A 21,446-nucleotide genomic window follows, 5' to 3' on the forward strand; every position below is an offset into this window, starting at 1 on the left:
AACCGGCCCCTCGTGGGCCGGTTTCTCTAAACACCGACTGGGAGGACGGGGTTCATGTCATTTTGGGCAGATATCGGGGCAATATTCAGCGCCTTGCTCACTCGCGATTCATTCGAAATCCAATCCGCATTGGAATCTGACGCCGCCTGGGTTGTCGGCACTGTTGCCGCCGCGCTCGGCGGTTTTCTTGTAATGCTGATCTATCGTAAAGTGCCCTTTGTTGAACGCCACTTCGAACGGTCGATCATGGTCTATTCCTACCTTGCCATTGCGCTGATCATCTTCTGGGGTGTGATTGACCGCTTTGTCTTCAACGATCAGGAACCCTGGTCCACCACCATTCCTCCGCTTTTGTTCATGATAATGGCCTGGTTTGGTGCGTCCTATAATGTCCGCCTGCGCACGCACCTTAGCTTCAGCGAGTTTCGCACCGCGATGCCGCGCGGCGGTCAACTGGCGTGTTTGTTTTTGGATGCCATTTTGTGGTTCATCTTTGCAGTAATCGTCATCGTGACCACAACACGCCTCGTGGCGCTGTCAGCCTCGAACTTCCAGATCGTGCTTGGGACAGACAACATCATGCAGTGGTGGTTTCTGTTGGCCGCGCCCGTGTCCTTCTTTCTGATGGTTGGCCGAGTGTTTCAAAACCTTGCTGACGACTTGCACAACTGGAAAACCGGAGAGCCGCTGATCAAGCAGGCCGTGATAGGGGCAGACTGATGACAGACGGAACTTTGGTTACACTAATTTCGCTGGGCGTGACGTTTCTGTTCATGTTGGGCGTACCGGTACTGCTTGTCATCGGATACTGGGTGATCGGATGCTCATTCGTTCTGGGCCTGACACTCGACAACATGGGTGCAGAGCTGCTGAACGTGTTCAACAAAGGCTTCGCCCTGTTGGCGATGCCGCTGTTCATCCTGACCGGGGACCTAATCAACAAGTCGGGGATCGCGCGGCGGCTGAGTGATTTTGCCTATTCCTGTTTAGGCTGGATACGCGGCGGGCTGGCTATGGCATCCCTTGGGGCATGTGGATTGTTTGCCGCGATTTCTGGGTCGAACTCTGCAACGACCGCAACCATCGGTTCAATGCTGCACCCTGAGATGGTCAAAGGCGGCTATGACGAACGCTTTAGCGCGGCCACGGCGGCGGCGGGCGGTACGGTTGGGATCATCATTCCTCCATCCATCATCTTCATCGTCTACGGGTTCTTGATGAACCTTCCCATTTCCGAGTTGTTCGTGGCCGGTATTCTACCCGGCGCGCTTATGGTCTTTGGTATGCAATTTGCGTGCTGGATCATCTGTCGGATCAACGGGTGGGGGCACCTGATCCCGCTGCAACTGAACCGGGTTCTCAAAACGGCATTTGGTGCATGGCTCGGCTTTTTCGCCATTGGTCTCGTGCTTTGGGGCATCTATACAGGCAAATTCTCACCAACTGAGGCGGCGGGGGTCACCGTTGGTTTCTGTGTCATCGCGGGCTTGGTCAGCTATCCGATCAACCGGATCATGGGCGCGCGGGATGATGTATCACCCACAGACAAAAGCTTTGCCGAAATGCTGGTTGTCGAAGGCTTCACGATTCCTGAGATCCCCTCGATCGTGATCCGCTCAGCCCAGATTACCGGCATTCTGGCCCCTCTGATTGCGATCTCGGTTGTCATGCAACAGATCTTGTCTTTGCTTGGCGCACAACAAACGATCGGAGATTTCGTGACCTCGATGGGTGGGTATTACGCGGTTCTGTTCACATCGATGGTCATCGTCTTTTTCTCAGGCATGGTTCTGGAAAGCTTACCGGTGACGATCATCCTTGCGCCGATCCTCGCACCGATTGCTGCGTCCGTAGGGGTCGACCCGATCCATTTTTCGGTGATTTTCCTTGTGGGTGCCTCGATTGGGTTCATCACGCCGCCATATGGTCTGAACCTCTATGTTGCGTCAGGTGTGACAGGTGTGCCGTACTTCCGGCTGCTGCGCTACACCGTTCCGTACCTTGTGGCTCTGCTCTCTGTATGGATTTTGGTTTCTCTAGTGCCTGATCTGGCCTTGATACTTCTGCCAAACAACTAGAGTTTAGCGGAATGGCAAACGCAGATACACGAGAGAAAGAAACCCAAATCCCGACGAACCTGCGTTTGCTACTTCTCCTTGAAGAGGTTGCAAGGCGCGGTGTCGCAGTCAAACCGTCAGACCTGATTGAATCATTGGGTCTGGCAAAACCAACGGTCCATCGGTTGCTTCAAACGGCCGAGGCCGAAGGGTTCCTTCAACGAGACCTCGATGGCCGATCGTATGGACCAGGACCACGGTTGCGAGAGCTTTCAGTAAATACGGTGTCATCGGAGCACATTCGAACGGCTCGTCTCGCGATCCTTCGGGGCGTCGCCGACGAAATTGGCGAAACCTGCAACCTCGCCATCCCGGATCGGGAAGGAATGATTTATCTGGACCGGGTGGAAACGGAATGGCCCTTGAGGATTCAATTGCCGATTGGCACTCAGGTTCCGTTTCATTGCACTGCCAGCGGAAAGATGTACCTGTCCACGCTTCGTCAAAACACGCTGGATGGGTTTCTTTCCGCCCGTAAGCTGAACCCGAACACCCAAAAAACAATAACTGACCCGGAAGCATTGCGCGCAGAAATCTTGGGTATCGCCCAAAAAGGATACTCAACGGACGACGAGGAATTCATGCCCGGGATGACCGCAATAGCTGTCCCCGTCCTGGATAAACACAATCGGCTTGTGGCAACACTGTCTGTTCACGCGCCAACCCAGCGTCACGAAATGCAAAGTTTAGTGCAGTTTCTATCGCTCTTGCAGTTTGGAGCAAACAAATTATCGGGATTGCTTTCGTCATAGAGAAGCGTCGGGATTTAAGCTGCCCTTTGAAGCGACACAAATCTGATCGTTTCTTCTGCCAATTACCCTTTGGGAGATTTCGGCCCTCGGCCAAGCAACGATCTGCCGTTATTGCCCCGGATGTTTGAACACGTTGAGGTCCGCTGCGACAGCCAGCAATCAATCTACGAAAAACTGTCTTGCCGCCTGTTTCTTGGCATATATAATGTCATCCTCGGTTGGTGAGTGAAACTCCGGCGATCACCAGCGCACCGCCCACCAGCATGGAAACCTCAACCGGTTCGCGCAAGATAGCCGCCCCAAGGGCTACCCCGAAGACGGGGACGAGATTGGTGAATACTGCCGTACGCTCAGGTCCAAGCGAGTGTACCCCCCGATAGTACCAAACAAATGGCACGACTGTTCCACCAATGGCCAGATAGATGATGGCCAAAGTGCAGGTGAACGTGGGCAAATGCGACAGTTGCACGGGACCGGCGAGCGGCAACCCCAATACCAGAAACACAAACCCAATTAGTGCAGCCCAGGTAGTTGCCGCCAGTGGCGAGAGGCTTCCTAAGGCTTTGCGTCCAAGAAGCGTATAGCCCACCCAACTACCCACCGCTGCCAGCATGAACAGTTCTCCCTGCCCAAAACTCTGCCGGACGTCAGTCATCAGTCCGGCAACGTCCCCTCCGCTAATCACGATCACGGCCCCGGCTAGTGCCACACAAATCCCGGCAACTTGCGCAATCGGTAGGAGCCGTCGCGTAATCAGCCCCCCGGCTAGAGCCACGGCTATCGGATTGAAGGCAACAAACAGTGCCGTTCGCGAAGCTGGCATCTCAGCCAGAGCGGCAAAGAAGAACAGGTTGTAAAGGCAGACGCCGGACAGTCCCAGAAGCACAATCAATACACTCTGCCGCCAGTTGAGGCGGGGCAAACCACCTTCCGCTTTCGAGACAAGATAAAGCAATACCAGAGACGCCAGGCCAAACCGCGCAGTTGCCGCGACCAGAGGGGGCATTTCACCCGAAACTACGCGGCCGGCAACAAATGTCCCGCCCCACAGGAAGGCCACCATTGAGAGCCGGACGTAAAGCAAAGCGCTCTGCGACGCTATGGGATATGACAGGGCTTGGGACATGGAAACACCCAAAACATCGGATTGCCCATGCCGAATTTCAGTTATACTATGTTATAGTCAAATGAGTATTTACTTATGACTTTTGGTCAGCTTGATATTTTTGTCACTCTTGCCGAAACGCGCGGGTTTACGGCTGCTGCATTGCGACTTGGGATAAGTCAGCCCGCAGTGTCTCATGCCCTCAAGAGTCTTGAGGATGAGCTTGGCATCACGCTTTTTAATCGCACCGTCTCCCCAATCGAACTGACCCCGTTGGGCGAACGACTTCTATCCCGCGCACGTGAAATTCTTGGGCTGGCCGATGCTATGCATCAGGAGGCCTCGGAGTATCGTGGAGTGCAGACCGGCAGACTGCGCATCGGGTCTTTTGGTGCGACATCATCATTGCAGATATTGCCGCGCCTTCTCGAGGCATTTCACGCAGCCTATCCCGGTATCGAAGTGCTGATTGAAGAAGCTGCGGACGATGAGATTATCCGTTGGATCGAAGACCGGCGCATTGATCTTGGTTTTGTCGTGTTACCAGATGAACGCTTCCGGACCTGGCCTGTGGCACAGGACCAGTTTGTCGCCTTGGTTGCAGCTGACAGTACTTTGGCCAGGCAATCTTCAATCCGATTGGAAGAGCTTTGCGAAATGCCTTTCATCATGCCGGAATCTGGTTCTTCCCGGATCATTCGCCGTTTGTTCACGCAGTCCCGTCTTAGTCCAAATGTTCGGTATCGGACATCGCAGATGCTAAGTACTTTGACCATGGTGGCACGCAATCAAGGCGTCTCGGTGGTGGCCGAGATGGCCTTGCCGCCAACGAACGGAAAAGAGGGCTGGGTCAGCAAACCGCTGAATTCAGTCAGGACACGAAAGATTGGTCTCGCGATGCATCCGCACGCAACGCCATCCCCTGCGGCGGTCGCTTTTGTTGAGGTCGTAAAAGAAAGTAGAGACGATCTTTGACGACGTGTGCAAGGGAAAGAAGCGACATCTCGATTTGTACATTTTATTCAATTCGAACATAAGAAAACACCTCGTGAACAAGAGGTTTGCCCGGCTCAGCGGACATCGGTGCTCCTCATTGTTGACTATCGAACGTCTGCTGTGAGCCCGAAGCGGGCGTGACATAAACCCCTGCAACCGTCTAAGATCGAACGAACAGCGCAGGCTCCAATGCGGCAATTCAATATCTACCATTGGCAGGTGAAGCATAAAACATTTCTGGAAACTGTCTTCGATATTTGCCTTCTACCTTGGCGGATTGAACGCTATTCTTGCGAGATTTGCGGGTACGTGTACTCAGGGTGATGCGGACCGATTGGCTGGTGCGGCTGTCTCAGCCGGGCTGTACTGTATCGCGTTGATTAGCTTATATTTCACCACTCAAAGGCGCGTTGTGTTGCTAGGAACTCTACCACTCTGGCCGATATGGGTTTGGCAAACCGTTTTCACGTATCAACTCAGTGTTTCCCTACTGGTGAATGGTCAGACGGCCTGTACTTTTTTGGAAGGAATGCCATTCCAGGAAAGCGGGAATGAGGTGTTCTTCTCTGCGATGTGGGTGTTAATGACATTCACTTTGATAGTTGGAGGCCTATGTATCTGGGTCTCGCAGAGGCAAAATGCGAACGGCAACTAAGTCCGCATAGCGGACATAGGCCCTCCTTATTGGTGACTACTTAATGACATTGCTTAGATCCATGCCGGCGCCTTTGATTACGGCTTCCAGATTGTCCAGGGCCAAGGCGATCTGCGCGCGCATATCATTTGGGTGCTGGGGCGCGCCGTTCTCGTCCACAGATGTCTGCCCGGCGCAAATGACCTGATGTGTCATGCCCTTGGTCACCTCGGCCTGATTGTAGCCCAGCTTGAGCGACCACTCCCAGGGGTTCACGGCTGTCCGCTCCATGTTGCATTCTCCTTTTTGTTGCGTTGCTGGACCAGGTGTAGATCAAAATGGTGACAAAACTTGTCACCATTTGTGCTATCCTGTCAAAATGAATGTTCGACTCAGACATGAAGCGATTGTGCGGACCCTCCGCCGAACCGGTACATCCACTGTTGATGCCCTTGCTGATGAGGTGGGCGCGTCCCGCCGCACTGTGCTGCGCGATATTAGCGCGCTTCGGGATGAAGGCTATGTGATCCATTCCGATGTGGGGCGCGGTGGCGGCTTGCAGCTTGATCCGCAATCCATGCAGACAACAGCCAAGCTATCGGTGCCAGAGGTCTTTGCACTGCTCATCAGCGTGGCAGCCACGCGGGCGGCGGGAAACCTTCCTTTCTCGGAACTGGCAGATGCCGGACTAGCCAAGATCGAAAAGGCCCTGCCCGCAGACAAAGTGCGCGACCTGCGCGCTTTCTTGGATTGCCTACACATTGGTCAATTGTCCCCGCAGCAAGACCTTTCGGGCATGGGCAAAATGGATGCTGAGTTGCTACCTGCTTTTGAAACGGCATTCCTTGGGCGCCAGCTCATCTCCTTTGCGTATCGCGATGCAAGAGGACGGCAGACCCGCCGCAAAGTGGAGCCACAGGCAATGCTGGTTCTGCCCCCATTGTGGTACCTCGTTGGCTGGGACCCACAGCGGGAGGACTTTCGGCATTTCCGGATGGATAGGATTAGCCGTCCGGCAGCCGTAGAAGGTAGCAATTTTTCCCGCCGCTACGTTCCGTTTGAAGAAGATGTCTGCCCCTACAGCGAATTGCAGTAGGATCGGCAAAGCGGTTGTCCGTCGAACGCGTAGCATTGACTAACATGGGCGCAGCTGACCTTATCCGTATTTTGAACTAAGGTCCGGTTCGGCCACAAAGGATATTTCTTCTGCGAAAAAGGAAGAACTACGGGTAGCGGATTATCCGTCAGGATTTGGTGGAGCCTAGAGGAATCACCGTCGAGCGACTGATGCACTGATAGTGAACATGATTGCAGTGTGGCGGTTTATAGTGTGTCACACTTGCATATGAGCAACTAGCACATTTGGGCTGAGGTCTAGGGCCACGTTTCCACTCTATTGTTTCCGTGGCTCAAGTGCGCATCTGATTAATTGGTCGATGTCATGTCGACGATTGGGGGTTCTCGATTGCCACTTATAGGCAAGACTATCATCGCGTCACCCACCGCTTAGAAGTCAATTTGTTTGAGATCAACCATGTGCACAGTGCGGTCGTACATCGTGTGATAGTAGTAGGTCAGGTCTAGTGATTTGTTAGCAGTCATTACCTGTGTCGCGCTGCATAGGAAGTCTTCAGACTGTGCATCGTCCTGAGCACCCTCGGCTGCGTTGGCTGGTGTTTCGAAGTTGTCGAGCATTAGGAACGCCTCGCGGCAGTGTCGTAGCCTTCTAGATTAACTTCATGGCATGAAGCACAGTGCACTGCGGAGAGTTCCAGCCCATTCGTTAGGTCTCTGTCTGTCAACTCATGATCTGTAGCGACGTTGGTGCCAATGCTGTATACAGCCAGCGCGCACAGGTGTTTGTTCATCTCTCCCTACCTTAACTCGGAAGCGTTAGCACGCTCGTGAGTGTCGCCGTTGTCGCCAGCACAACTAATACGATTATTGCCTCGACTTCGATGGATCGGGCTAGGCGTTGCGCTGCCTTTGCCTCTCCACCCAGCATAGCCGGAACAAATCGGAGCTTGTTTGCAGCGGCGAGGATCATCAGCAGCGCCACAAGGAACACCTTGAACAACAATGCCTGCCCGTAGCCGGTGAGCAAGAGCCCTTGGAGATTGCCAACAAGCAACCAAGCCATCCAGAGACCTGCCACGATTAACACCGGTACAACCAATGTAGCAGCTTGCCCAAACCTATGCCCTAATTCAGCTGCATTGGTCAGGTGTTCAGGCATTAGGGCCATATTCCTTAGCGGGCTAAAGATGCCCACCCGGAAGGCTACACAAAGCAGGTGCAATAAGAGCAAGAGTTGAACACCGACACTCTCTAGTTCCGGCACGTGCCCTATCTGCGCAAAGGACCACAGAGCCAATGTACCACCCACGAGTACGATCCAGTGGCCAAATCGAGGAATAGACAATCCCACAAGGATCAATGCTGCACCGACAAGCCGGTAAACTAGTACGTCGCCCACGGGGGTCTGCCAAAGTAAACCAAGCATTTCCGGGTCGACCATGCCGTCAACTCCGCCCGTTAAGGCGGGCCCACGAAGCATAAAGCCAACTACAGTTGCGGCAAGAGCAAGGCATGCTAAGGCCCTTGCTTGGCGTTTCATCACAAGGTTTATCGGTGCGACAAAGCCGGAATAGAGGCAACTAACTATCATAAGTCCGGTGGACCCCGCAAAGCCGATGTAGAGCCCTAGCTTTGCGAGGATTGCCGCAATGCCCCAAATGTCTGGCATGCTCATTCCACGGTAAAGGAGAACTCGCCCTGCATCGCATGACCGTCTTCACCAAGACCGCGCCATTCAATGACATAGGTGCCCGTTCCATTGCTCGGCAGTGGGATCTTGAACTCCTGACCAAAACTTTTCTGGTCGCCCAATTCTAGGCTTGCCGCGGAATGTTCTTGATGTGCCAATTCTATCCGTGTCAGCCGGATGTCCTTAGAGAAGTTGAGGCCAATTTCAGCGGGCACAGCGGTTATTGTGGCTCCGTCGGCAGGGGTTGTTTCTTCGACCTTGGAATGCGCCAGTACGCCGCTGGGAAGAGCAGCGACAAGTGCGAACGTTATGATCTTTTTCATGGTGCTGTCCTCAATATATTCCGTTGGAACGTTGTCTTTCTCATCGTCCACTTCTCAGCGGTTACCCTATTCCGCACGTGCAACATGGTGCTGTTTTTCACTGCCGCAACCAGCGCTATCTTCGAGAGATGTTTCGTGTTGTCAGTGGCTTGATGGTCACACGGTCTTCTGGGCACATCAAGATCATATGACAACTTGTTGAGATCAGGTTTGTCGCTGATCGAACTAAAATAAAGAGTTGGTGCAGCGGAGGCGCAGCGCGGCATGCACCGCCGCAGGGCTATGGGGGCAATTGTCCCTCTGTTATCCTTAGAAAGGGGCACCAAAAAGTGTGTTGCAAATTCTTGTCGGCTTGCGCTTGTTATGTAGTGAAAAAGCAGCCCAAGTATTTGCAACGTAACTATACACCGAGGCGGAACTTGGTCGGTGTCATTCCGGTCTGACCTCGGAAAAAGCGAGTGAAATGGGACTTGTCGGAATAGCCGAGCATCAGACCAATCTCCGCAATTGTCATCTGGCCTTCTTTGAGGTGCTCTTTGGCGACATCGACACGCAACCGTTTGATTTTGCGGGGTAACGTTGTGCCTTGTTGCTGAAGCGCCTTCAGAAACCGTTCCGGTTGTAGTCCCAGCATTCCAGCCACCATCTCTGGTCCCAAATCGGTTTCATCCAGTTTGTCGTGTAAGACAGATCGCAAAGCTGCCACCACGGTTACTTCTTCATCTTGTCGAAGTGATGCTATGGGCTTGGCAGAACCCTCAGAGACGTGGTGCAAAAACAACCATTCCACAGGAAAACTAATTTACATTCCGGGATCAGTCCCAAGGCCAACCTCGATCCCTTTGTAGTCGATAGGCAGCCCATTGATGTATCTGCTTTCCCATCGCACACGGGAAGAGTCCCAGGACTCTCCGACGACGGTCTGCAATAAGCGTACATAGATTGCGGCACCAAAACCGGTCACCTGAATGGGTGGGACAGTTGGCTCCTGTTGCCTCTCGATACGATAAGTCGCTTTGTCTGCTTCGATGACAAGGCTGTGCCGCACAGAATTGGACTCCTGCGGCACGAGCCCAACAAAGCGAGTAAAAAACTCGAACAGCGTTTTTGTAGATTGCAAGGCTTGAGCGAAGGGCGGCCATCCTTGCAGGTCAAACGTCTCCCCTACATTTAATCCAAGATATCGATCCCCTGACACTTCTGAAAAGGCGTTCACCAATCCGTAGACCAACTCTGAGTGAACGAACACGGATGGGTCAGGCAACAGTTCGGCTTTCAAGCCGACCTGATCCAATGCTGGTTGCGGATTGATCTTGCGTTCGGTGAGATATTGCAGAAACGGAGCGGCTAAGGAGAGGCGAATAAAGCCCTCGCTATGCTCTTGAGAGGTGGAGTTGAAAGGCAAGCTCGTCACCCTTGTGATGATTAGTAGTTTTGGCTGGTGGCCATTTTTACGATCACATTCGAACATGCCAATTCAAAAGTGGCAACCGAGGCAAATTTTTCCGGACTACAGTTGGCAAAACATGAATATGAAGGGAGTACGTATGTCCGGTCCACGAATGTCGCTTTGCTCGGCGGTAATAGCCGCTGCAGTTCTTTCTCTTTCAGTGTCCGCGCAGGCTCAGGAACAAGAAGAACCCCAAACGCTGTTTACCAACGTGCATATCTTCGACGGGGTGAATGAACAGCGCATCGAGAATGCCAGCGTATTGGTCGAGGGCAACCTGATTAAGGCCGTATCAACCGATGCGATCGATGCCCCCAATGCTACAGTCATTGACGGAGAGGGACGGACGCTGACCCCCGGGTTCATTGAACTGCACGCGCATCTTATGCTGATGGGGCCGACGCTGCCAGCGATGGAGGCCAACACGACCTGGGAGGACTTTGCCATACACGGTGCACGTATGGCCGAGATGTATTTGATGCAGGGTTTCACCACTGTCCGGGATGCTGGCGGCGCTAATGGTGGACTACGCAGGGCAATAGACTCGGGGCAAATCGAGGGCCCTCGTTACTATCCGTCTGGGGCGTTTATCGGAACACGCGGTGGTCACGCTGACTTCGCGAATTTCACAGCACCACCTGGTTCAGAGACGAATATGGGTCGACTGAACATGGCTCAGGAGGTCAGTGGTGTTGATGACGTCTATAAATTCGCACGTAACAACTTTCGTATGGGCGCGACGCAATTGAAATTCATGCAATCCGGGGGTGTCGTGTCGGCATTCGACCCTTGGCAATTGCTGGCCGGGTCGCCCGAAGAAATCAGAGCCGCCGTCCAGGTCGCGCATGAATATGGCAGCTATGTCATGGCGCATTCCTATCGCAAGGAAGCAATCCTGAGTGCGCTCGACGCAGGTGTTATGTCAATCGAACATGGTTTTTCTTTTGACTGCGAAATTGCCGAAGTCATGAACGAGAAGGGTGCGTACATTACAACAAACCTAACGGCATTTGACCCCGGCCTTCTCGACATTCCGGCTGTGGCGAATGTTCCGGCGAGCCTGGCCAAGGCAAAGTCTGCCTCGGCCACGTTTGCAGGCTATATCGACAATATGAAAGAATGCCCGGTGAAGCGGGGTTTCCAGACAGACTGTGTTGGTTCGGTAGAGGCGTGCAATATCCAGATTGCCTACGAGAAGCATCTGAACAATGAATTTTTTGGACCCTATACATCCATGGTCACGCTGACATCGACGGGTGGCGAGGTAGTCGCATTGTCGGGTGACTTTATGAACCCGTATACCGCCGGCAAACTGGGCGTGATCGAAGAAGGCGCCTATGCGGATATCCTGCTGATCGACGGTAACCCACTTGAAGACTTCTCGGTTATCGGCACAGGTGATCAGTGGTTCGGTGCCGAACCGAGGCCTGAAAGCCCAGATACAATCCGCCTGATCATGAAGGACGGTGTAATATACAAGAACACACTGGAATGAACAAAAAAGCAGCCGGAGAGCCTTAATGCGTTATTGGTTTCGCTTCGCCGTATTCGCCGGGTTGATCTGGTGCGGTCATCCCGCCATGGCAGCGCCGGGAACGGCAGTTGACTGGGCGGAACTGCCGGACCCTTCTTCGCAAGTCTTTGAAGACCCCTATCGCGACCTCAGCCCTGAACAGTTCGATGATGTTCTGTATGTCGTGCGTTTGCGCGGAAGGTTGCAGCAAGACACTGGCGGCGCAGATGAAAGGCAAAAATGGCAGGAACGTCTGACCGAAACAGAGGACGCCTTGGCGGCAGATGGTATTGATGTCGACTGGCTTCTTGATCAGCGAGAGATTGTGAAGGAACGGCGAAGAAAGGCGGGAACAAATGGAAATCCGCAATTCGACGGTCAGACAATCACTTTGGCAGGATATGCGATTCCTGCTCCGAGTGATCCGGATGGTCGGTCTGTGGCGTATTTAGTGCCAAAACGCGGGATGTGCAGTCACATGCCTCCGCCTCCGCCCAACCAAATGATCCGTGTGCGGTTGAATGGCGACTGGATGCCCAGCTATTACCACGAACCCGTTCGGCTGACGGGCACGCTGACTATCGATCCTTCTGTTCAGAACATGATGGTTGTGGACGGCCTTGTGCCGATGAGCGCTACCTTCCAATTGGAGACAATGAGTGTCGAGACGCTGGAAACGGAGGCTGACAAACTGGAGTGGAAGCAGCATGCTGCTGATCGCATCCGGGCGGCAGGCAATCGCAAGACCGGCGGGGCAAAGGCGTCTGAATGATAAGACTTCTGGTTGCCGTATTGAGTATTTCCATTGCTGGCGCAGCGTCGGCTCAGGGACTATCTGGGCCATCTTCGGTCGAAGCTGACCTCGACCCCGGAGATGGGTTGACCGATCCGCAGTATCGTTCGGATTTTCCACGCAACATCGCACCGGGTTGGTTTCAGTGGAAAGACCGGCTGGCTGAAGGTGGGTTTCGTTTCAACATTGATTACTTGGCATTGGGCCAAACTACGAATGCTGATCTGGGTGCCAGCGAAGCGGCCAGCGGAATTGCGCGCCTTTACGGTAGTTGGCAGGCAACTGAACGCGGTTCCCTGACATTCAAGATCGAAGACCGGCACGGCTATACAGATGTTGCCCCGCAGTTTCTTGGTCTGGATGGTGGAGCCCTTTCGATCACAGGGACAGCCTTCAACGATAATGGTTTGCTGCTGACCAACCTGTTTTGGACCCAAAGAGCCGCGAACGGCTCGTGGACGCTGCAAGTCGGGCAGATTGATGTAACGGACTTTGTGGATATCTATGGGTTGGTAAGCCCCTACAGCGGTTTCCAAAACCTGTCTTTTAATACCAATCCGACAATTAACACGCCCAATCAAGGTCTTGGCATTGCTGGTGGCGTAAAACTTAACGAAAACGTTTATGCTGTTGCGAGCGTCTCGGACGCAAACGCCGACCCGTCTGATCCAAACTTTGATGTGTTCAGCGATGGCAATCTCTTCAAATCACTTGAACTTGGTTACACCTCCGGCTTTGATCGCATCTACTTCGACAATATCCATCTGACCCTTTGGCATGCGGATGCGGCTGACGATGGTAGCCGTCCAGAAGACTACGGCGCTGCGTTTTCGGCGGCATGGTTTGTTGGCAATAAATGGATGCCGTTCTTCCGGGCAGGGGCCTCAAAAGGGACAGCAGCACTCTATGATCGGTCCGTTTCTGCCGGTCTCGGTTTCTACGGTCGCAATACCGATTTGGCCGGGCTGGGCCTGAACTGGGCCGAGGCAAGAGGCATAGATGGCGATCAGTTCACTCTGGAAGCGTTCTACCGTTTTTCAATCTCACCCGGATTGCAAATGACGCCGTCACTGCAGTTCATTTCTAACCCGCTGCAAAACCCCACTCAGGACAGCATTACGCTGTTCGGCCTAAGAACCCGGATCGTATTCTAATTTGGGTCGAAAGCAGACGCCAATAACAACGATACATTCAGTTTTGTAAATAAAAGGGAGGATCTGTCCATGCGTACCTTGTTTCTGGCTGGTACGTTGTCTGTGTGTTCGACATTGTGCGTCGCGCAAACTTACGACGTTGTCATTCTCAACGGACGGGTAATGGACCCGGAAACCGGGTTCGATCAGATCGCTAACGTGGGAATAAGCAACGGCTGGATCACTGCAATTACTGACGAAGAAATTAATGGTAGCGAGTCCATCGACGCGACAGGGCACGTTGTTGCCCCCGGGTTTATCGATCTCGAGCAGCATGGACTGGACCCTTGGGGTATCAAGGTAAACCTTCGTGATGGCGTTACGACTCAAATGGATTTTGAGGTTGGGGCAGCGAACATCGACGAATGGTATAGTGTGCGCGAAGGCGCAACACAGGCAAACTATGGTACGGTCGTTGGGCAAGAATTCGCACGGATGCGGGTTCATGACGGCCTCGTGCTTGAAGGTGGGGATATAGACTTCCGGAACTTCTTCGCACTGCGGGCGCAATCCGTGGAAGATGGCGTCGAGGGGTGGTCTTCTGTTCCAAGCAACCGTGAGCAGATGAACGAAATCACTGCCCAGTTGGATGAGGGACTACGTCTTGGAGCACTCGGTGTGGGATCGACCATCGGCTACGCCCGCGAAGGTATTACAACCTATGAGATGTTCGAAGCACAGCGGGCTGCGGCGCGTTACGGTAGACTGACTTCCGTCCATCACCGATTTCATCCCAGTGCTTCGACGCCGACAGAAACACAGACGGGTGTAAATGAGATTTTGGTCAATGCGATGGTGCTTAGCGCACCGCTCCACATACACCATGACAATGACTATGGCTGGTGGGAGAACCAGGAAAAACTCCAGATGGCGCGCGACCAAGGCTACAACGTCTGGTCCAGCTACTATCCTTGGACCGCCGGATCGGGAAACTACGGCGCGTCGATCATCGCCCCTGAAAACTGGGAAGGTTCGATGGGGTACAAATACGAAGACACCATCTTTGACCCCCAGCTCGATCGCTTCGTGACAAAAGACGAGTTTTTGAGCTTCGCTGAGAATGAACCGGGACGCACGGCAATTGTTTTTAGTCCGCCAAGGGAGCAATGGCTGAATGATTGGATCACCATCGCAGGCTATGGCATCTCGGGCGACGGCATGGCCGGGCTAGACATCGAGGGCAACTTGATGAGTTGGGATGCCCCCTATGAAGACTATGCTGGGCATCCTCGGTCAGCAGGCAGCCACGCGCTTGTTTTGAGACTGGCACGTGAAGCGAATGTGCCGCTAATGCTCACACTCACTCAGTTAAGTTACATCCATGCGAAACGATTGGGTGACACAGGGTTGCGCGCAATGCAGGTGCGTGGGCGTATGCAGGAAGGCATGGTCGCGGACATCACGATTTTCGATCCGGTATCAGTGACCGAAAAGGCGAATTATACGCTCGGTCAGCAAGGTCTTCCGTCAGAGGGTATTCCTTACGTGCTTGTTAACGGCACAATTGTTGTTAGGAACAGCGAAGTGCAACGAGATGTTTATGCCGGACAGCCGATCCGGTTTCCAGTTGAGGAGAGCGGGCGTTTCGTTCCGGCTGGTCGCGAACAGATCATGGGTATTCTCACACCGGATACCGGCACTGCACGTCCAACATTGCTCGAAGATATCACGAACAGTGAAGCCAATTTAACACCTGTCGCGCCACCGACTAATCAGTTTGCGTCGGTAGAGCCGACCAACCCCTTTGATTGGTTTACACCTCGCAACGGTCTAGATGACAGCAACTTATTCTTTTGCGTCGTGCATGCTCGCTTCGAGGACCGCGCAACAGCGAAACGTGATTATGCGAAGGCTATGTTGTCTAAAGCTGGGGGGCAATAAACTCGAGCTAATAGAGAAACACAGAGCAAACTACCTACCAGAATGCAGAGACGATGCGCAGCGAACACAGTTCCACGGGCGGCACAGCAATAAGTGCTAGTCGCATAAGCCCTTGATACATTGCGAGGATGAATTGGTGGGTGATGAGAGACTCGAACTCCCGACATCTTCGGTGTAAACGAAGCGCTCTACCAACTGAGCTAATCACCCGTGACGGTGCATGTAGCCAAGCCTGCGCCCGGGTGCAAGAGGGTCCGGCAGTTTTTCTTTCCCAGAATCTGATTTGTTCGCCATTGGTAATTCAATCCGGCGGGAAATTCGCCGTGCTTTGTGTTGTGGGGTCGTTTCGATTGTGTGGGGGCTGTCGTTTTACGTTCTGCCTCGTAGGTGATTGCAAAGGCGCTTGCGTGTCACCTACCGCCTCAGATATCCCCAAAGGAACTGCAACTTTCCAGGCGGGAGAAAACCGATCCTGTCCCACGCGCGCCGAGTTCTGATCGCGGCCCTGGTTCTGGGCGCTTTGACGCTGGCCCCGCTTCGCGCGGGGGCTGAGGGGATTTTGGTGTTTGCAGCGGCCAGCCTCAAGACCGCGCTTGATGAGGTGGCATCTGATTTTGAGCAAGAAACTGGGCAGGGCGTAACCGTCTCTTACGCGGCGTCGTCCGTTCTTGCGCGCCAAATTCAATTGGGTGCCCCGGCAGATCTGTTCATTTCCGCTAATGTGGACTGGATGAATGTGCTGCAAGAACAGGGCCTGATTGACCCCACTACGCGTGTAGATCTGCTGGGCAATGGCCTGGTTCTGGTCGCTGGGGACGAAGGGGCTGACATTGGTGAAATGCGGCCCGGAGTCGCTTTGGCCTCCGCACTGGATGGTGGATACCTGGCCATGGCGCTGGTTGATGCCGTGCCGGCAGGGATCTACGGAAAGGCGGCGTTGGAAAGCTTGGGGCTGTGGCAGGGTGTTCAGGCTCAGGTCGCGCAAACAGATAATGTGCGTGCAGCCCTTGCACTGGTTGCCACTGGTGCGGCCCCTATGGGGATCGTCTACCGATCCGATGCGCAGGTCGAGGGACGAGTTCGGGTCATCGCCGAGTTTTCGCCTGGCCTGCATCCGCCCATCATCTACCCTGCAGCAGTGACGACAGCAGGTGCAGACGGCGCGCAGGTGTTTATGAAGTACCTGCAATCTCAGACCGCGCGGGCCGTGTTTGAAAAGCAGGGTTTCACCCTGCCGAACGGATAGCGGCATGGGGTGGTTGGGACCTGCAGAGCTTGAGGCACTGAAACTGTCGCTGCGCGTTTCGTTTTGGGCAACGCTGGTGACATTGCCCTTGGGCATATTCGTTGCCTACGCGCTGGCCCGTTGGCGGTTTCCGGGTCGGCAGGTCTTGAATGGGCTGGTGCATCTACCCTTGATCTTGCCACCGGTGGTGACCGGCTATCTGCTTCTTCTGACCTTTGGAATTCAGGGGCCGCTGGGCAAGTTGCTGGCAGAGATCGGAATTGTAGTGGCGTTTCGTTGGACCGGGGCTGCCCTTGCCGCGGGTATTATGGCATTTCCGCTGATGGTGCGGGCCATACGCCTGTCGATCGAAGCTGTGGACCCCAAACTGGAACAGGCCGGGGCGACACTAGGTGCATCGCGCCTGTTTGTATTTGTAACGGTGACCCTTCCGATGATCCTGCCCGGCGTAATCGCCGGGGCAATACTGGCCTTTGCCAAAGCGATGGGAGAGTTCGGGGCCACGATTACCTTTGTGTCGAATATCCCCGGCCAGACGCAAACCCTGCCGTCGGCGGTCTATGCCTTTCTGCAAGTCCCGGGCGGCGAAGCAGCGGCCACCCGTTTGGTGGTTATTTCGATCGTGGTTGCCATGAGCGCGCTGCTGTTGTCCGAGTTCATTGGGCGGCGTGTCGCTGCACGGGTGGCCGGATCATGAGCCTGTCTGTTCGCCTGCAGCACGATCTACCCGACCTCAAGCTGGATCTGAGTTTTGATGCGCCACCCGGTGTGACGGTTCTGTTTGGGCGGTCCGGGTCTGGAAAGACAACCATTGTAAATGCAGTCGCCGGTTTGGTGAAACCCATGGCCGGTCGGGTTGCTGTAGACGAGTGGGAGTTGTTCGACACCGCGCAAGGCCTCTGGTTGCCGCCGCACAAAAGACGGCTGGGGTACATTTTTCAGGAAGGCCGTCTTTTTCCACATCTCACCGTGCGCCAGAATCTATTCTATGGGAAATGGTTTGCACCCAAGAGCGCGCGCCGCGAAAGCCCGGACAAAGTGATCGAAATGTTGGGGATCGGGCACCTGTTGAACCGGCGCCCTGCGGGGTTGTCCGGTGGGGAAAAACAGCGTGTTGCCATTGGGCGCGCCCTTCTGGCCAGTCCGCGCCTGATCCTGGCAGATGAACCTCTAGCGGCTCTCGACGACGCACGAAAGGCCGAGATCCTGCCTTACTTCGAACGGCTGCGGGATGAGGTTTCGGTGCCGATTCTGTACGTCACACACTCGGCTGCAGAAGTTGCGCGCTTGGCGACATCGGTTGTCGCTCTGCAAGAGGGTAAGGTCTTACGGCATGGACCCGCCTCCGAAGTATTGGCCGATCCGTCAGTCGCACCGGCTGGTGTGCGGGCCGTCGGTGCAGTGTTGCAGGTTCGGGTCGTCAAACATCATTCGGACGGGCTGACCGAGTTGGACGCAGGCGGGTCGCCCTTGTTTCTGCCCCGGATACCCCTGCAAATTGCGGAAGAACTGCGCATCCGCATTCCCGCGCAAGAGGTTATTCTGTCCAGCAAACGCCCCGAAGGACTTTCGGCCTTAAATGTTCTGGAAGGAACGGTCGACACGATCCGCGCGGGCGAGGGGCCGGGTGCGATTGTGTCCGTAAAAACGCCCGCGGGTTCTGTATTGGCCCGCGTCACCCGCCGCTCAGTCGAAGCGTTGGGGCTGGAACCGGGCAAACCCTGTTTTGCGGTCATCAAAACGGTCGCACTGGCACCGCAGGACGTGGGCGGGCACTTGCGCGGGGTCTAAGCCAGCGCGCGGGCTTCGAATTCTCGCAGGATCAGGCGGGCTGCCCGGCCGAAGCCCATCCTATTCGGCATGGCTGTGTCCGGGAAAATGGCGGCGAGTTCCTGCAATGCGTCCGAGGACAGAGTGTATAGGGATTCTTCGCCGAGATAGAGGCTTTCAGCCAGTGCGCCCTCGGCTGTCAGTATTTCGTGGTTATCCAGCAGGATGTGAAAATACTCGACCGGGTCATCCGAAGTGTCAATCGCGATACCTGGCCAGGAACAAAGGTGCTTGGCCGCAACCAGCGCGTCGGGCGTGCCAAACAAAAGCTCGACCTTTGGTCCGCTGACCAGAATGCGGTGCTGCTGTGATACCAGCAGATCGCGTTCGGGCTGTCCTGCGCCAAGGCTGCCGGCCTTGATCCGAACCGGGCGCATGGCCGGATTGTCACGTAATCGGTCCGGCGATAAGGCGCCGCTTTCCACCCACCGGATCGGTCGCAGCCCGCGATCTACGGTCATCACCTTGTCGCCAACACTCAGGGTTTCTATCTGTTGATTGCCTTTTTCAGCCAAGATCAAGGTGCCTGCAGTAAAGCACACGCCTTCAAGGGTGATGGTGATCTCTTGGGTCAGGTCATATGGTTGGAAGAAAAAGTCCAATCCGGTGACCCGTACCGTGAAGGTATCAGTGACCGTAGTCCCGAACGGGATATCGTCAAAATCGCTTTGATTGACCGTGTAGGTCCATTCGCCGGTATTTGGGTTAATGGAGGCCACGCCCAGTGATGGCTGATCAGAGATCGACCAGGATTGCGTCCGAGGAAAGCCGGTCAAGCCAAGATCGCCACTGGCCTGATTAGGGGGATCTCCGGTCACAAAGCCAGTTGTTGTCCCTACGATCGATACCATTTCAAGACCCCTCCATTTTCAGGACCTCACGAAATTCTTTCTTCCGGTAAACCTTCATGTGTACCTCCCCCGCGTCGTCGCGGGTCCACTCCACGATGCGATTTCGGGTCAGGTCGCTGTCCATCCGATTGGTTCGGACCCGGGGGTGGGGGATTTCCTTCTTCAAAATGTCGACGATCTGGTTGGTCTGTCCAAATGGGGCCACGAGGTCGACGATCCAGAAGGACGTGCCGCTGGCAAAATCCGTATCCTTCAGTGGCTTTTCCTGAATGGCATACCGACGCTCGGCTTCGCGGCTGAGACCTGCGAAAGTCACAAACCCGCGCGGGAAACCGTTCTGCCGGAAAATGTGGTACTGGTTCAACCGAAAAGGCGTTTCAAAGGCATAAAGCACCTGTCCAAGGGTGCGCGGTCTGTGTGTATTGGTCAGCGATGCAAGATAGAACATGGCGCCGAAATCCGCGTAGTTTTCGGACGGGATATCAAACCAGTCATTTGGAAACGCTTTGCTCAAAACTAACCCCAGACAATATATGCCTTGATCCTATTTGCTTAAGATCCAAAATGATACTGTTTTGCCTGTATGTGCCGTGTCGGGATCCTGTCGGACAAAATCCCGAAAATGGCGCCGCTTTACTCGGACCACGTGTCCGGTATGATCTTGAATAATTGTTTCGAAACAGGAATTGCCATTATGCGAGTTTTGAAAATAGCGGCCCTGGCAACATTTGCGGTGTCGCCTGTATCTGCACAGGGAATTGGGATCGGAATCGGCGCTTACCCAGGTTTCAAAACCACAGTCACGCCTATGAACAACGGTGTATACGAGGTCGCCGTCAGCGGGTCTTCCGCCCCGGTCTCGTATTGGTGCGGGATAGGGGACTTTGCTATTCGCAGCCTGAGAACCAAAGCAACTCAGCGTATCTACATTGTCCGCGCCTACGAAAAGGGCGTGCGCACGGTGCAGTTTTCACTTACCCCACCCGATGGGGTCGATACCACGCCGGGATATTCGATTACCGTAAAACGTGTGGGTGAGAACATGTCGGCGGGGTCCGCGCAGGGCTATTGCTTTGACAACTTCCTGGATTTTGGGTTCCGCTAATCTATCAGGTCCATTTTGCCATTGGCGGAAGGCTCATCAGCACCGCATCCGGGTCATGGCCGGTTTCCAGCCCGAATTTTGTGCCCCGGTCGTAGACGAGGTTGTATTCGGCATAAAGGCCCCGATGCACCAGTTGCGTGTCTTTGGCCGTCTCATCAAACTCCTGAACTCGGCGCTTTTCCACCAATGGCAGGAAGGCAGGCAGGAATGCGCGACCGATGTCCTGGGTCAACGCGAAGTCTGCGGCCCAGTCTCCGGTGCAATAGTCATCCATGAATATCCCGCCCACGCCTCGGGCGCGCTTGCGGTGGGGGATATAGAAATACTCATCAGCCCAGTCTTTCAGGCGGGGATAATGGCCGGGACCATGCGGATCCAGATGCGCCTTTTGGGTGGCGTGAAAATGCGCTGTGTCCTCATCATACTCGATGCAGGGATTCAGGTCCGAACCGCCGCCGAACCACCATGCGTGCGGGGTCCAGAACATGCGGGTGTTCATATGAACGGCCGGTACATGCGGGTTTTGCATATGCGCGACCAGAGAGATGCCCGACGCCCAGAAACGCGGATCTTCGGTCATGCCCGGAATCCCCTTGCGCGCCGCCATGGCCTGTTGCGCTCGCACGCCCAAAGTGCCGTATACGGTCGAGACATTGACGCCGACCTTTTCAAAGACCCGCCCGCCACGCATCACGGACATCAACCCGCCGCCCGCATCGCTGCCGTCCTCGGATTGGCGTTTGGTTTCCTTGACCTCGAACCGGCCAGGTGCTGCGTCTGCAAAAGGGCCAGAGCTGTGGGTGTCTTCAAGTGCCTCAAACGCGGCGACGATGTTATCGCGCAATTGGCGGAACCACGCGGCGGCGGTTGATTTTTCGGTATTGAACATG

Annotated in this window: 23 protein-coding genes and 1 tRNA gene; 13 read left to right on the plus strand and 11 right to left on the minus strand. The window is 54.6% G+C overall.

Annotated features, from left to right (window positions below; genetic code table 11):
• Nucleotides 1-54 precede the first annotated feature (54 nt).
• The 3 genes from AC2FJF_RS13975 to AC2FJF_RS13985 are packed head-to-tail and all read left to right on the plus strand — an operon-like array spanning nucleotide 55 to nucleotide 2,869.
• Nucleotides 55-720: a TRAP transporter small permease gene (locus tag AC2FJF_RS13975; RefSeq protein WP_496725939.1), complete on the plus strand. Its 666-nt coding sequence runs from the start codon at nucleotides 55-57 to the stop codon at nucleotides 718-720.
• Complete coding sequence (locus AC2FJF_RS13980) at nucleotides 720-2,078, plus strand: TRAP transporter large permease (RefSeq protein WP_496725940.1); 1,359 nt, start codon at nucleotides 720-722, stop codon at nucleotides 2,076-2,078. The genes AC2FJF_RS13975 and AC2FJF_RS13980 overlap by 1 nt, the downstream gene beginning before the upstream one ends.
• A gap of 11 nt (nucleotides 2,079-2,089) precedes the next feature.
• Nucleotides 2,090-2,869 (plus strand): IclR family transcriptional regulator, encoded by a 780-nt coding sequence (locus tag AC2FJF_RS13985; protein ID WP_496725941.1) that lies wholly within the window; start codon nucleotides 2,090-2,092, stop codon nucleotides 2,867-2,869.
• Between the two features lie 208 nt (nucleotides 2,870-3,077).
• On the opposite strand, the gene AC2FJF_RS13990 is transcribed toward AC2FJF_RS13985, so the two are convergent.
• Nucleotides 3,078-3,995 (minus strand): DMT family transporter, encoded by a 918-nt coding sequence (locus AC2FJF_RS13990; RefSeq protein ID WP_496725942.1) that lies wholly within the window; start codon nucleotides 3,993-3,995, stop codon nucleotides 3,078-3,080.
• Nucleotides 3,996-4,070: 75 nt separating this feature from the next.
• On the opposite strand from AC2FJF_RS13990, the gene AC2FJF_RS13995 reads away from it, so the two are divergent.
• The gene (locus tag AC2FJF_RS13995; protein ID WP_496725943.1) at nucleotides 4,071-4,949 is read left to right on the plus strand and encodes a LysR family transcriptional regulator; all 879 of its coding nucleotides are present in this window, start codon (nucleotides 4,071-4,073) and stop codon (nucleotides 4,947-4,949) included.
• Nucleotides 4,950-5,661: 712 nt separating this feature from the next.
• On the opposite strand, the gene AC2FJF_RS14000 is transcribed toward AC2FJF_RS13995, so the two are convergent.
• Nucleotides 5,662-5,895, minus strand: coding sequence for a RidA family protein (locus tag AC2FJF_RS14000; RefSeq protein ID WP_496725944.1), 234 nt, complete (start codon nucleotides 5,893-5,895; stop codon nucleotides 5,662-5,664).
• Nucleotides 5,896-5,983: 88 nt separating this feature from the next.
• Between AC2FJF_RS14000 and AC2FJF_RS14005 the strand changes: the two genes are divergently transcribed.
• Nucleotides 5,984-6,700 carry a helix-turn-helix transcriptional regulator gene (locus tag AC2FJF_RS14005; protein ID WP_496725945.1) on the plus strand — a complete coding sequence of 239 codons (717 nt, stop codon included), beginning with the start codon at nucleotides 5,984-5,986 and terminating at the stop codon, nucleotides 6,698-6,700.
• A 410-nt stretch (nucleotides 6,701-7,110) separates the two neighbouring features.
• Here the strand turns inward: AC2FJF_RS14005 and AC2FJF_RS14010 are convergent, their stop codons facing one another.
• The 5 genes from AC2FJF_RS14010 to AC2FJF_RS14030 form a co-directional block, all read right to left on the minus strand.
• Nucleotides 7,111-7,299 (minus strand): hypothetical protein, encoded by a 189-nt coding sequence (locus tag AC2FJF_RS14010; protein ID WP_496725946.1) that lies wholly within the window; start codon nucleotides 7,297-7,299, stop codon nucleotides 7,111-7,113.
• A 184-nt stretch (nucleotides 7,300-7,483) separates the two neighbouring features.
• A complete protein-coding gene (locus AC2FJF_RS14015; RefSeq protein ID WP_496725947.1) occupies nucleotides 7,484-8,356 on the minus strand; it encodes a CopD family protein in 873 nt (290 codons plus the stop codon).
• Complete coding sequence (locus AC2FJF_RS14020; RefSeq protein ID WP_496725948.1) at nucleotides 8,353-8,745, minus strand: copper resistance CopC family protein; 393 nt, start codon at nucleotides 8,743-8,745, stop codon at nucleotides 8,353-8,355. Before AC2FJF_RS14020 ends, AC2FJF_RS14015 begins: the two co-directional genes overlap by 4 nt.
• Nucleotides 8,746-9,094: 349 nt before the next feature.
• Nucleotides 9,095-9,328 carry a helix-turn-helix domain-containing protein gene (locus AC2FJF_RS14025; RefSeq protein WP_496725949.1) on the minus strand — a complete coding sequence of 78 codons (234 nt, stop codon included), beginning with the start codon at nucleotides 9,326-9,328 and terminating at the stop codon, nucleotides 9,095-9,097.
• Between the two features lie 168 nt (nucleotides 9,329-9,496).
• Nucleotides 9,497-10,165, minus strand: a complete 669-nt coding sequence (locus AC2FJF_RS14030; RefSeq protein WP_496725950.1) for an AraC family transcriptional regulator ligand-binding domain-containing protein — start codon at nucleotides 10,163-10,165, stop codon at nucleotides 9,497-9,499.
• A gap of 61 nt (nucleotides 10,166-10,226) precedes the next feature.
• On the opposite strand from AC2FJF_RS14030, the gene AC2FJF_RS14035 reads away from it, so the two are divergent.
• From AC2FJF_RS14035 to AC2FJF_RS14050, 4 genes are all read left to right on the plus strand, one after another.
• Nucleotides 10,227-11,639 carry an amidohydrolase family protein gene (locus AC2FJF_RS14035; RefSeq protein ID WP_496725951.1) on the plus strand — a complete coding sequence of 471 codons (1,413 nt, stop codon included), beginning with the start codon at nucleotides 10,227-10,229 and terminating at the stop codon, nucleotides 11,637-11,639.
• Nucleotides 11,640-11,664: 25 nt separating this feature from the next.
• Nucleotides 11,665-12,429 carry a DUF3299 domain-containing protein gene (locus tag AC2FJF_RS14040; RefSeq protein ID WP_496725952.1) on the plus strand — a complete coding sequence of 255 codons (765 nt, stop codon included), beginning with the start codon at nucleotides 11,665-11,667 and terminating at the stop codon, nucleotides 12,427-12,429.
• The gene (locus AC2FJF_RS14045) at nucleotides 12,426-13,604 is read left to right on the plus strand and encodes a carbohydrate porin (RefSeq protein ID WP_496725953.1); all 1,179 of its coding nucleotides are present in this window, start codon (nucleotides 12,426-12,428) and stop codon (nucleotides 13,602-13,604) included. Before AC2FJF_RS14040 ends, AC2FJF_RS14045 begins: the two co-directional genes overlap by 4 nt.
• Before the next feature lie 69 nt (nucleotides 13,605-13,673).
• Nucleotides 13,674-15,524 carry an amidohydrolase family protein gene (locus AC2FJF_RS14050; RefSeq protein WP_496725954.1) on the plus strand — a complete coding sequence of 617 codons (1,851 nt, stop codon included), beginning with the start codon at nucleotides 13,674-13,676 and terminating at the stop codon, nucleotides 15,522-15,524.
• Between the two features lie 134 nt (nucleotides 15,525-15,658).
• On the opposite strand, the gene AC2FJF_RS14055 is transcribed toward AC2FJF_RS14050, so the two are convergent.
• Nucleotides 15,659-15,734: transfer RNA gene (locus tag AC2FJF_RS14055), tRNA-Val, on the minus strand.
• Nucleotides 15,735-15,996: 262 nt separating this feature from the next.
• On the opposite strand from AC2FJF_RS14055, the gene modA reads away from it, so the two are divergent.
• From modA to modC, 3 genes are read left to right on the plus strand one after another with little or no spacing between them, the layout of a single operon-like run.
• Nucleotides 15,997-16,770 carry a molybdate ABC transporter substrate-binding protein gene (gene modA / locus AC2FJF_RS14060; protein ID WP_496725970.1) on the plus strand — a complete coding sequence of 258 codons (774 nt, stop codon included), beginning with the start codon at nucleotides 15,997-15,999 and terminating at the stop codon, nucleotides 16,768-16,770.
• 4 nt (nucleotides 16,771-16,774) lie between these two features.
• The gene (gene modB / locus AC2FJF_RS14065; protein ID WP_496725955.1) at nucleotides 16,775-17,467 is read left to right on the plus strand and encodes a molybdate ABC transporter permease subunit; all 693 of its coding nucleotides are present in this window, start codon (nucleotides 16,775-16,777) and stop codon (nucleotides 17,465-17,467) included.
• The gene (gene modC, locus AC2FJF_RS14070) at nucleotides 17,464-18,561 is read left to right on the plus strand and encodes a molybdenum ABC transporter ATP-binding protein (protein ID WP_496725956.1); all 1,098 of its coding nucleotides are present in this window, start codon (nucleotides 17,464-17,466) and stop codon (nucleotides 18,559-18,561) included. The genes modB and modC overlap by 4 nt, the downstream gene beginning before the upstream one ends.
• Here modC and AC2FJF_RS14075 read toward each other — a convergent pair.
• Both AC2FJF_RS14075 and AC2FJF_RS14080 read right to left on the minus strand, forming a co-directional pair.
• Nucleotides 18,558-19,451 (minus strand): Hint domain-containing protein, encoded by an 894-nt coding sequence (locus AC2FJF_RS14075; RefSeq protein WP_496725957.1) that lies wholly within the window; start codon nucleotides 19,449-19,451, stop codon nucleotides 18,558-18,560. The genes modC and AC2FJF_RS14075 overlap by 4 nt on opposite strands.
• Nucleotide 19,452: 1 nt before the next feature.
• A complete protein-coding gene (locus AC2FJF_RS14080) occupies nucleotides 19,453-19,965 on the minus strand; it encodes a toxin-activating lysine-acyltransferase (RefSeq protein WP_496725958.1) in 513 nt (170 codons plus the stop codon).
• 294 nt (nucleotides 19,966-20,259) lie between these two features.
• Here AC2FJF_RS14080 and AC2FJF_RS14085 point away from each other — a divergent pair, with 294 nt between their 5' ends.
• Nucleotides 20,260-20,556, plus strand: coding sequence for a hypothetical protein (locus AC2FJF_RS14085; RefSeq protein ID WP_496725959.1), 297 nt, complete (start codon nucleotides 20,260-20,262; stop codon nucleotides 20,554-20,556).
• Between the two features lie 4 nt (nucleotides 20,557-20,560).
• Here the strand turns inward: AC2FJF_RS14085 and hemF are convergent, their stop codons facing one another.
• Nucleotides 20,561-21,445, minus strand: a complete 885-nt coding sequence (hemF, locus tag AC2FJF_RS14090) for an oxygen-dependent coproporphyrinogen oxidase (protein ID WP_496725960.1) — start codon at nucleotides 21,443-21,445, stop codon at nucleotides 20,561-20,563.
• Nucleotide 21,446 lies beyond the last annotated feature (1 nt).

This window comes from Ruegeria sp. CDSB013 (assembly GCF_059611165.1).

Coding starts and splice junctions, on each gene's coding strand:
- AC2FJF_RS14035 (WP_496725951.1), top strand. CDS start 10,227: ATGAAGGGAGTACGTATGTCCGGTCCACGAATGTCGCTTTGCTCGGCG.
- AC2FJF_RS13975 (WP_496725939.1), top strand. CDS start 55: ATGTCATTTTGGGCAGATATCGGGGCAATATTCAGCGCCTTGCTCACT.
- AC2FJF_RS13995 (WP_496725943.1), top strand. CDS start 4,071: ATGACTTTTGGTCAGCTTGATATTTTTGTCACTCTTGCCGAAACGCGC.
- hemF (WP_496725960.1), bottom strand. CDS start 21,445: ATGTTCAATACCGAAAAATCAACCGCCGCCGCGTGGTTCCGCCAATTG.
- AC2FJF_RS13985 (WP_496725941.1), top strand. CDS start 2,090: ATGGCAAACGCAGATACACGAGAGAAAGAAACCCAAATCCCGACGAAC.
- AC2FJF_RS14045 (WP_496725953.1), top strand. CDS start 12,426: ATGATAAGACTTCTGGTTGCCGTATTGAGTATTTCCATTGCTGGCGCA.
- AC2FJF_RS13990 (WP_496725942.1), bottom strand. CDS start 3,995: ATGTCCCAAGCCCTGTCATATCCCATAGCGTCGCAGAGCGCTTTGCTT.
- AC2FJF_RS14015 (WP_496725947.1), bottom strand. CDS start 8,356: ATGAGCATGCCAGACATTTGGGGCATTGCGGCAATCCTCGCAAAGCTA.
- AC2FJF_RS14085 (WP_496725959.1), top strand. CDS start 20,260: ATGAACAACGGTGTATACGAGGTCGCCGTCAGCGGGTCTTCCGCCCCG.
- AC2FJF_RS14075 (WP_496725957.1), bottom strand. CDS start 19,451: ATGGTATCGATCGTAGGGACAACAACTGGCTTTGTGACCGGAGATCCC.
- AC2FJF_RS14025 (WP_496725949.1), bottom strand. CDS start 9,328: ATGCTGGGACTACAACCGGAACGGTTTCTGAAGGCGCTTCAGCAACAA.
- AC2FJF_RS14050 (WP_496725954.1), top strand. CDS start 13,674: ATGCGTACCTTGTTTCTGGCTGGTACGTTGTCTGTGTGTTCGACATTG.
- AC2FJF_RS14005 (WP_496725945.1), top strand. CDS start 5,984: ATGAATGTTCGACTCAGACATGAAGCGATTGTGCGGACCCTCCGCCGA.
- AC2FJF_RS13980 (WP_496725940.1), top strand. CDS start 720: ATGACAGACGGAACTTTGGTTACACTAATTTCGCTGGGCGTGACGTTT.
- AC2FJF_RS14040 (WP_496725952.1), top strand. CDS start 11,665: ATGCGTTATTGGTTTCGCTTCGCCGTATTCGCCGGGTTGATCTGGTGC.
- AC2FJF_RS14030 (WP_496725950.1), bottom strand. CDS start 10,165: ATGTTCGAATGTGATCGTAAAAATGGCCACCAGCCAAAACTACTAATC.
- AC2FJF_RS14010 (WP_496725946.1), bottom strand. CDS start 7,299: ATGCTCGACAACTTCGAAACACCAGCCAACGCAGCCGAGGGTGCTCAG.
- modC (WP_496725956.1), top strand. CDS start 17,464: ATGAGCCTGTCTGTTCGCCTGCAGCACGATCTACCCGACCTCAAGCTG.
- AC2FJF_RS14000 (WP_496725944.1), bottom strand. CDS start 5,895: ATGGAGCGGACAGCCGTGAACCCCTGGGAGTGGTCGCTCAAGCTGGGC.
- modB (WP_496725955.1), top strand. CDS start 16,775: ATGGGGTGGTTGGGACCTGCAGAGCTTGAGGCACTGAAACTGTCGCTG.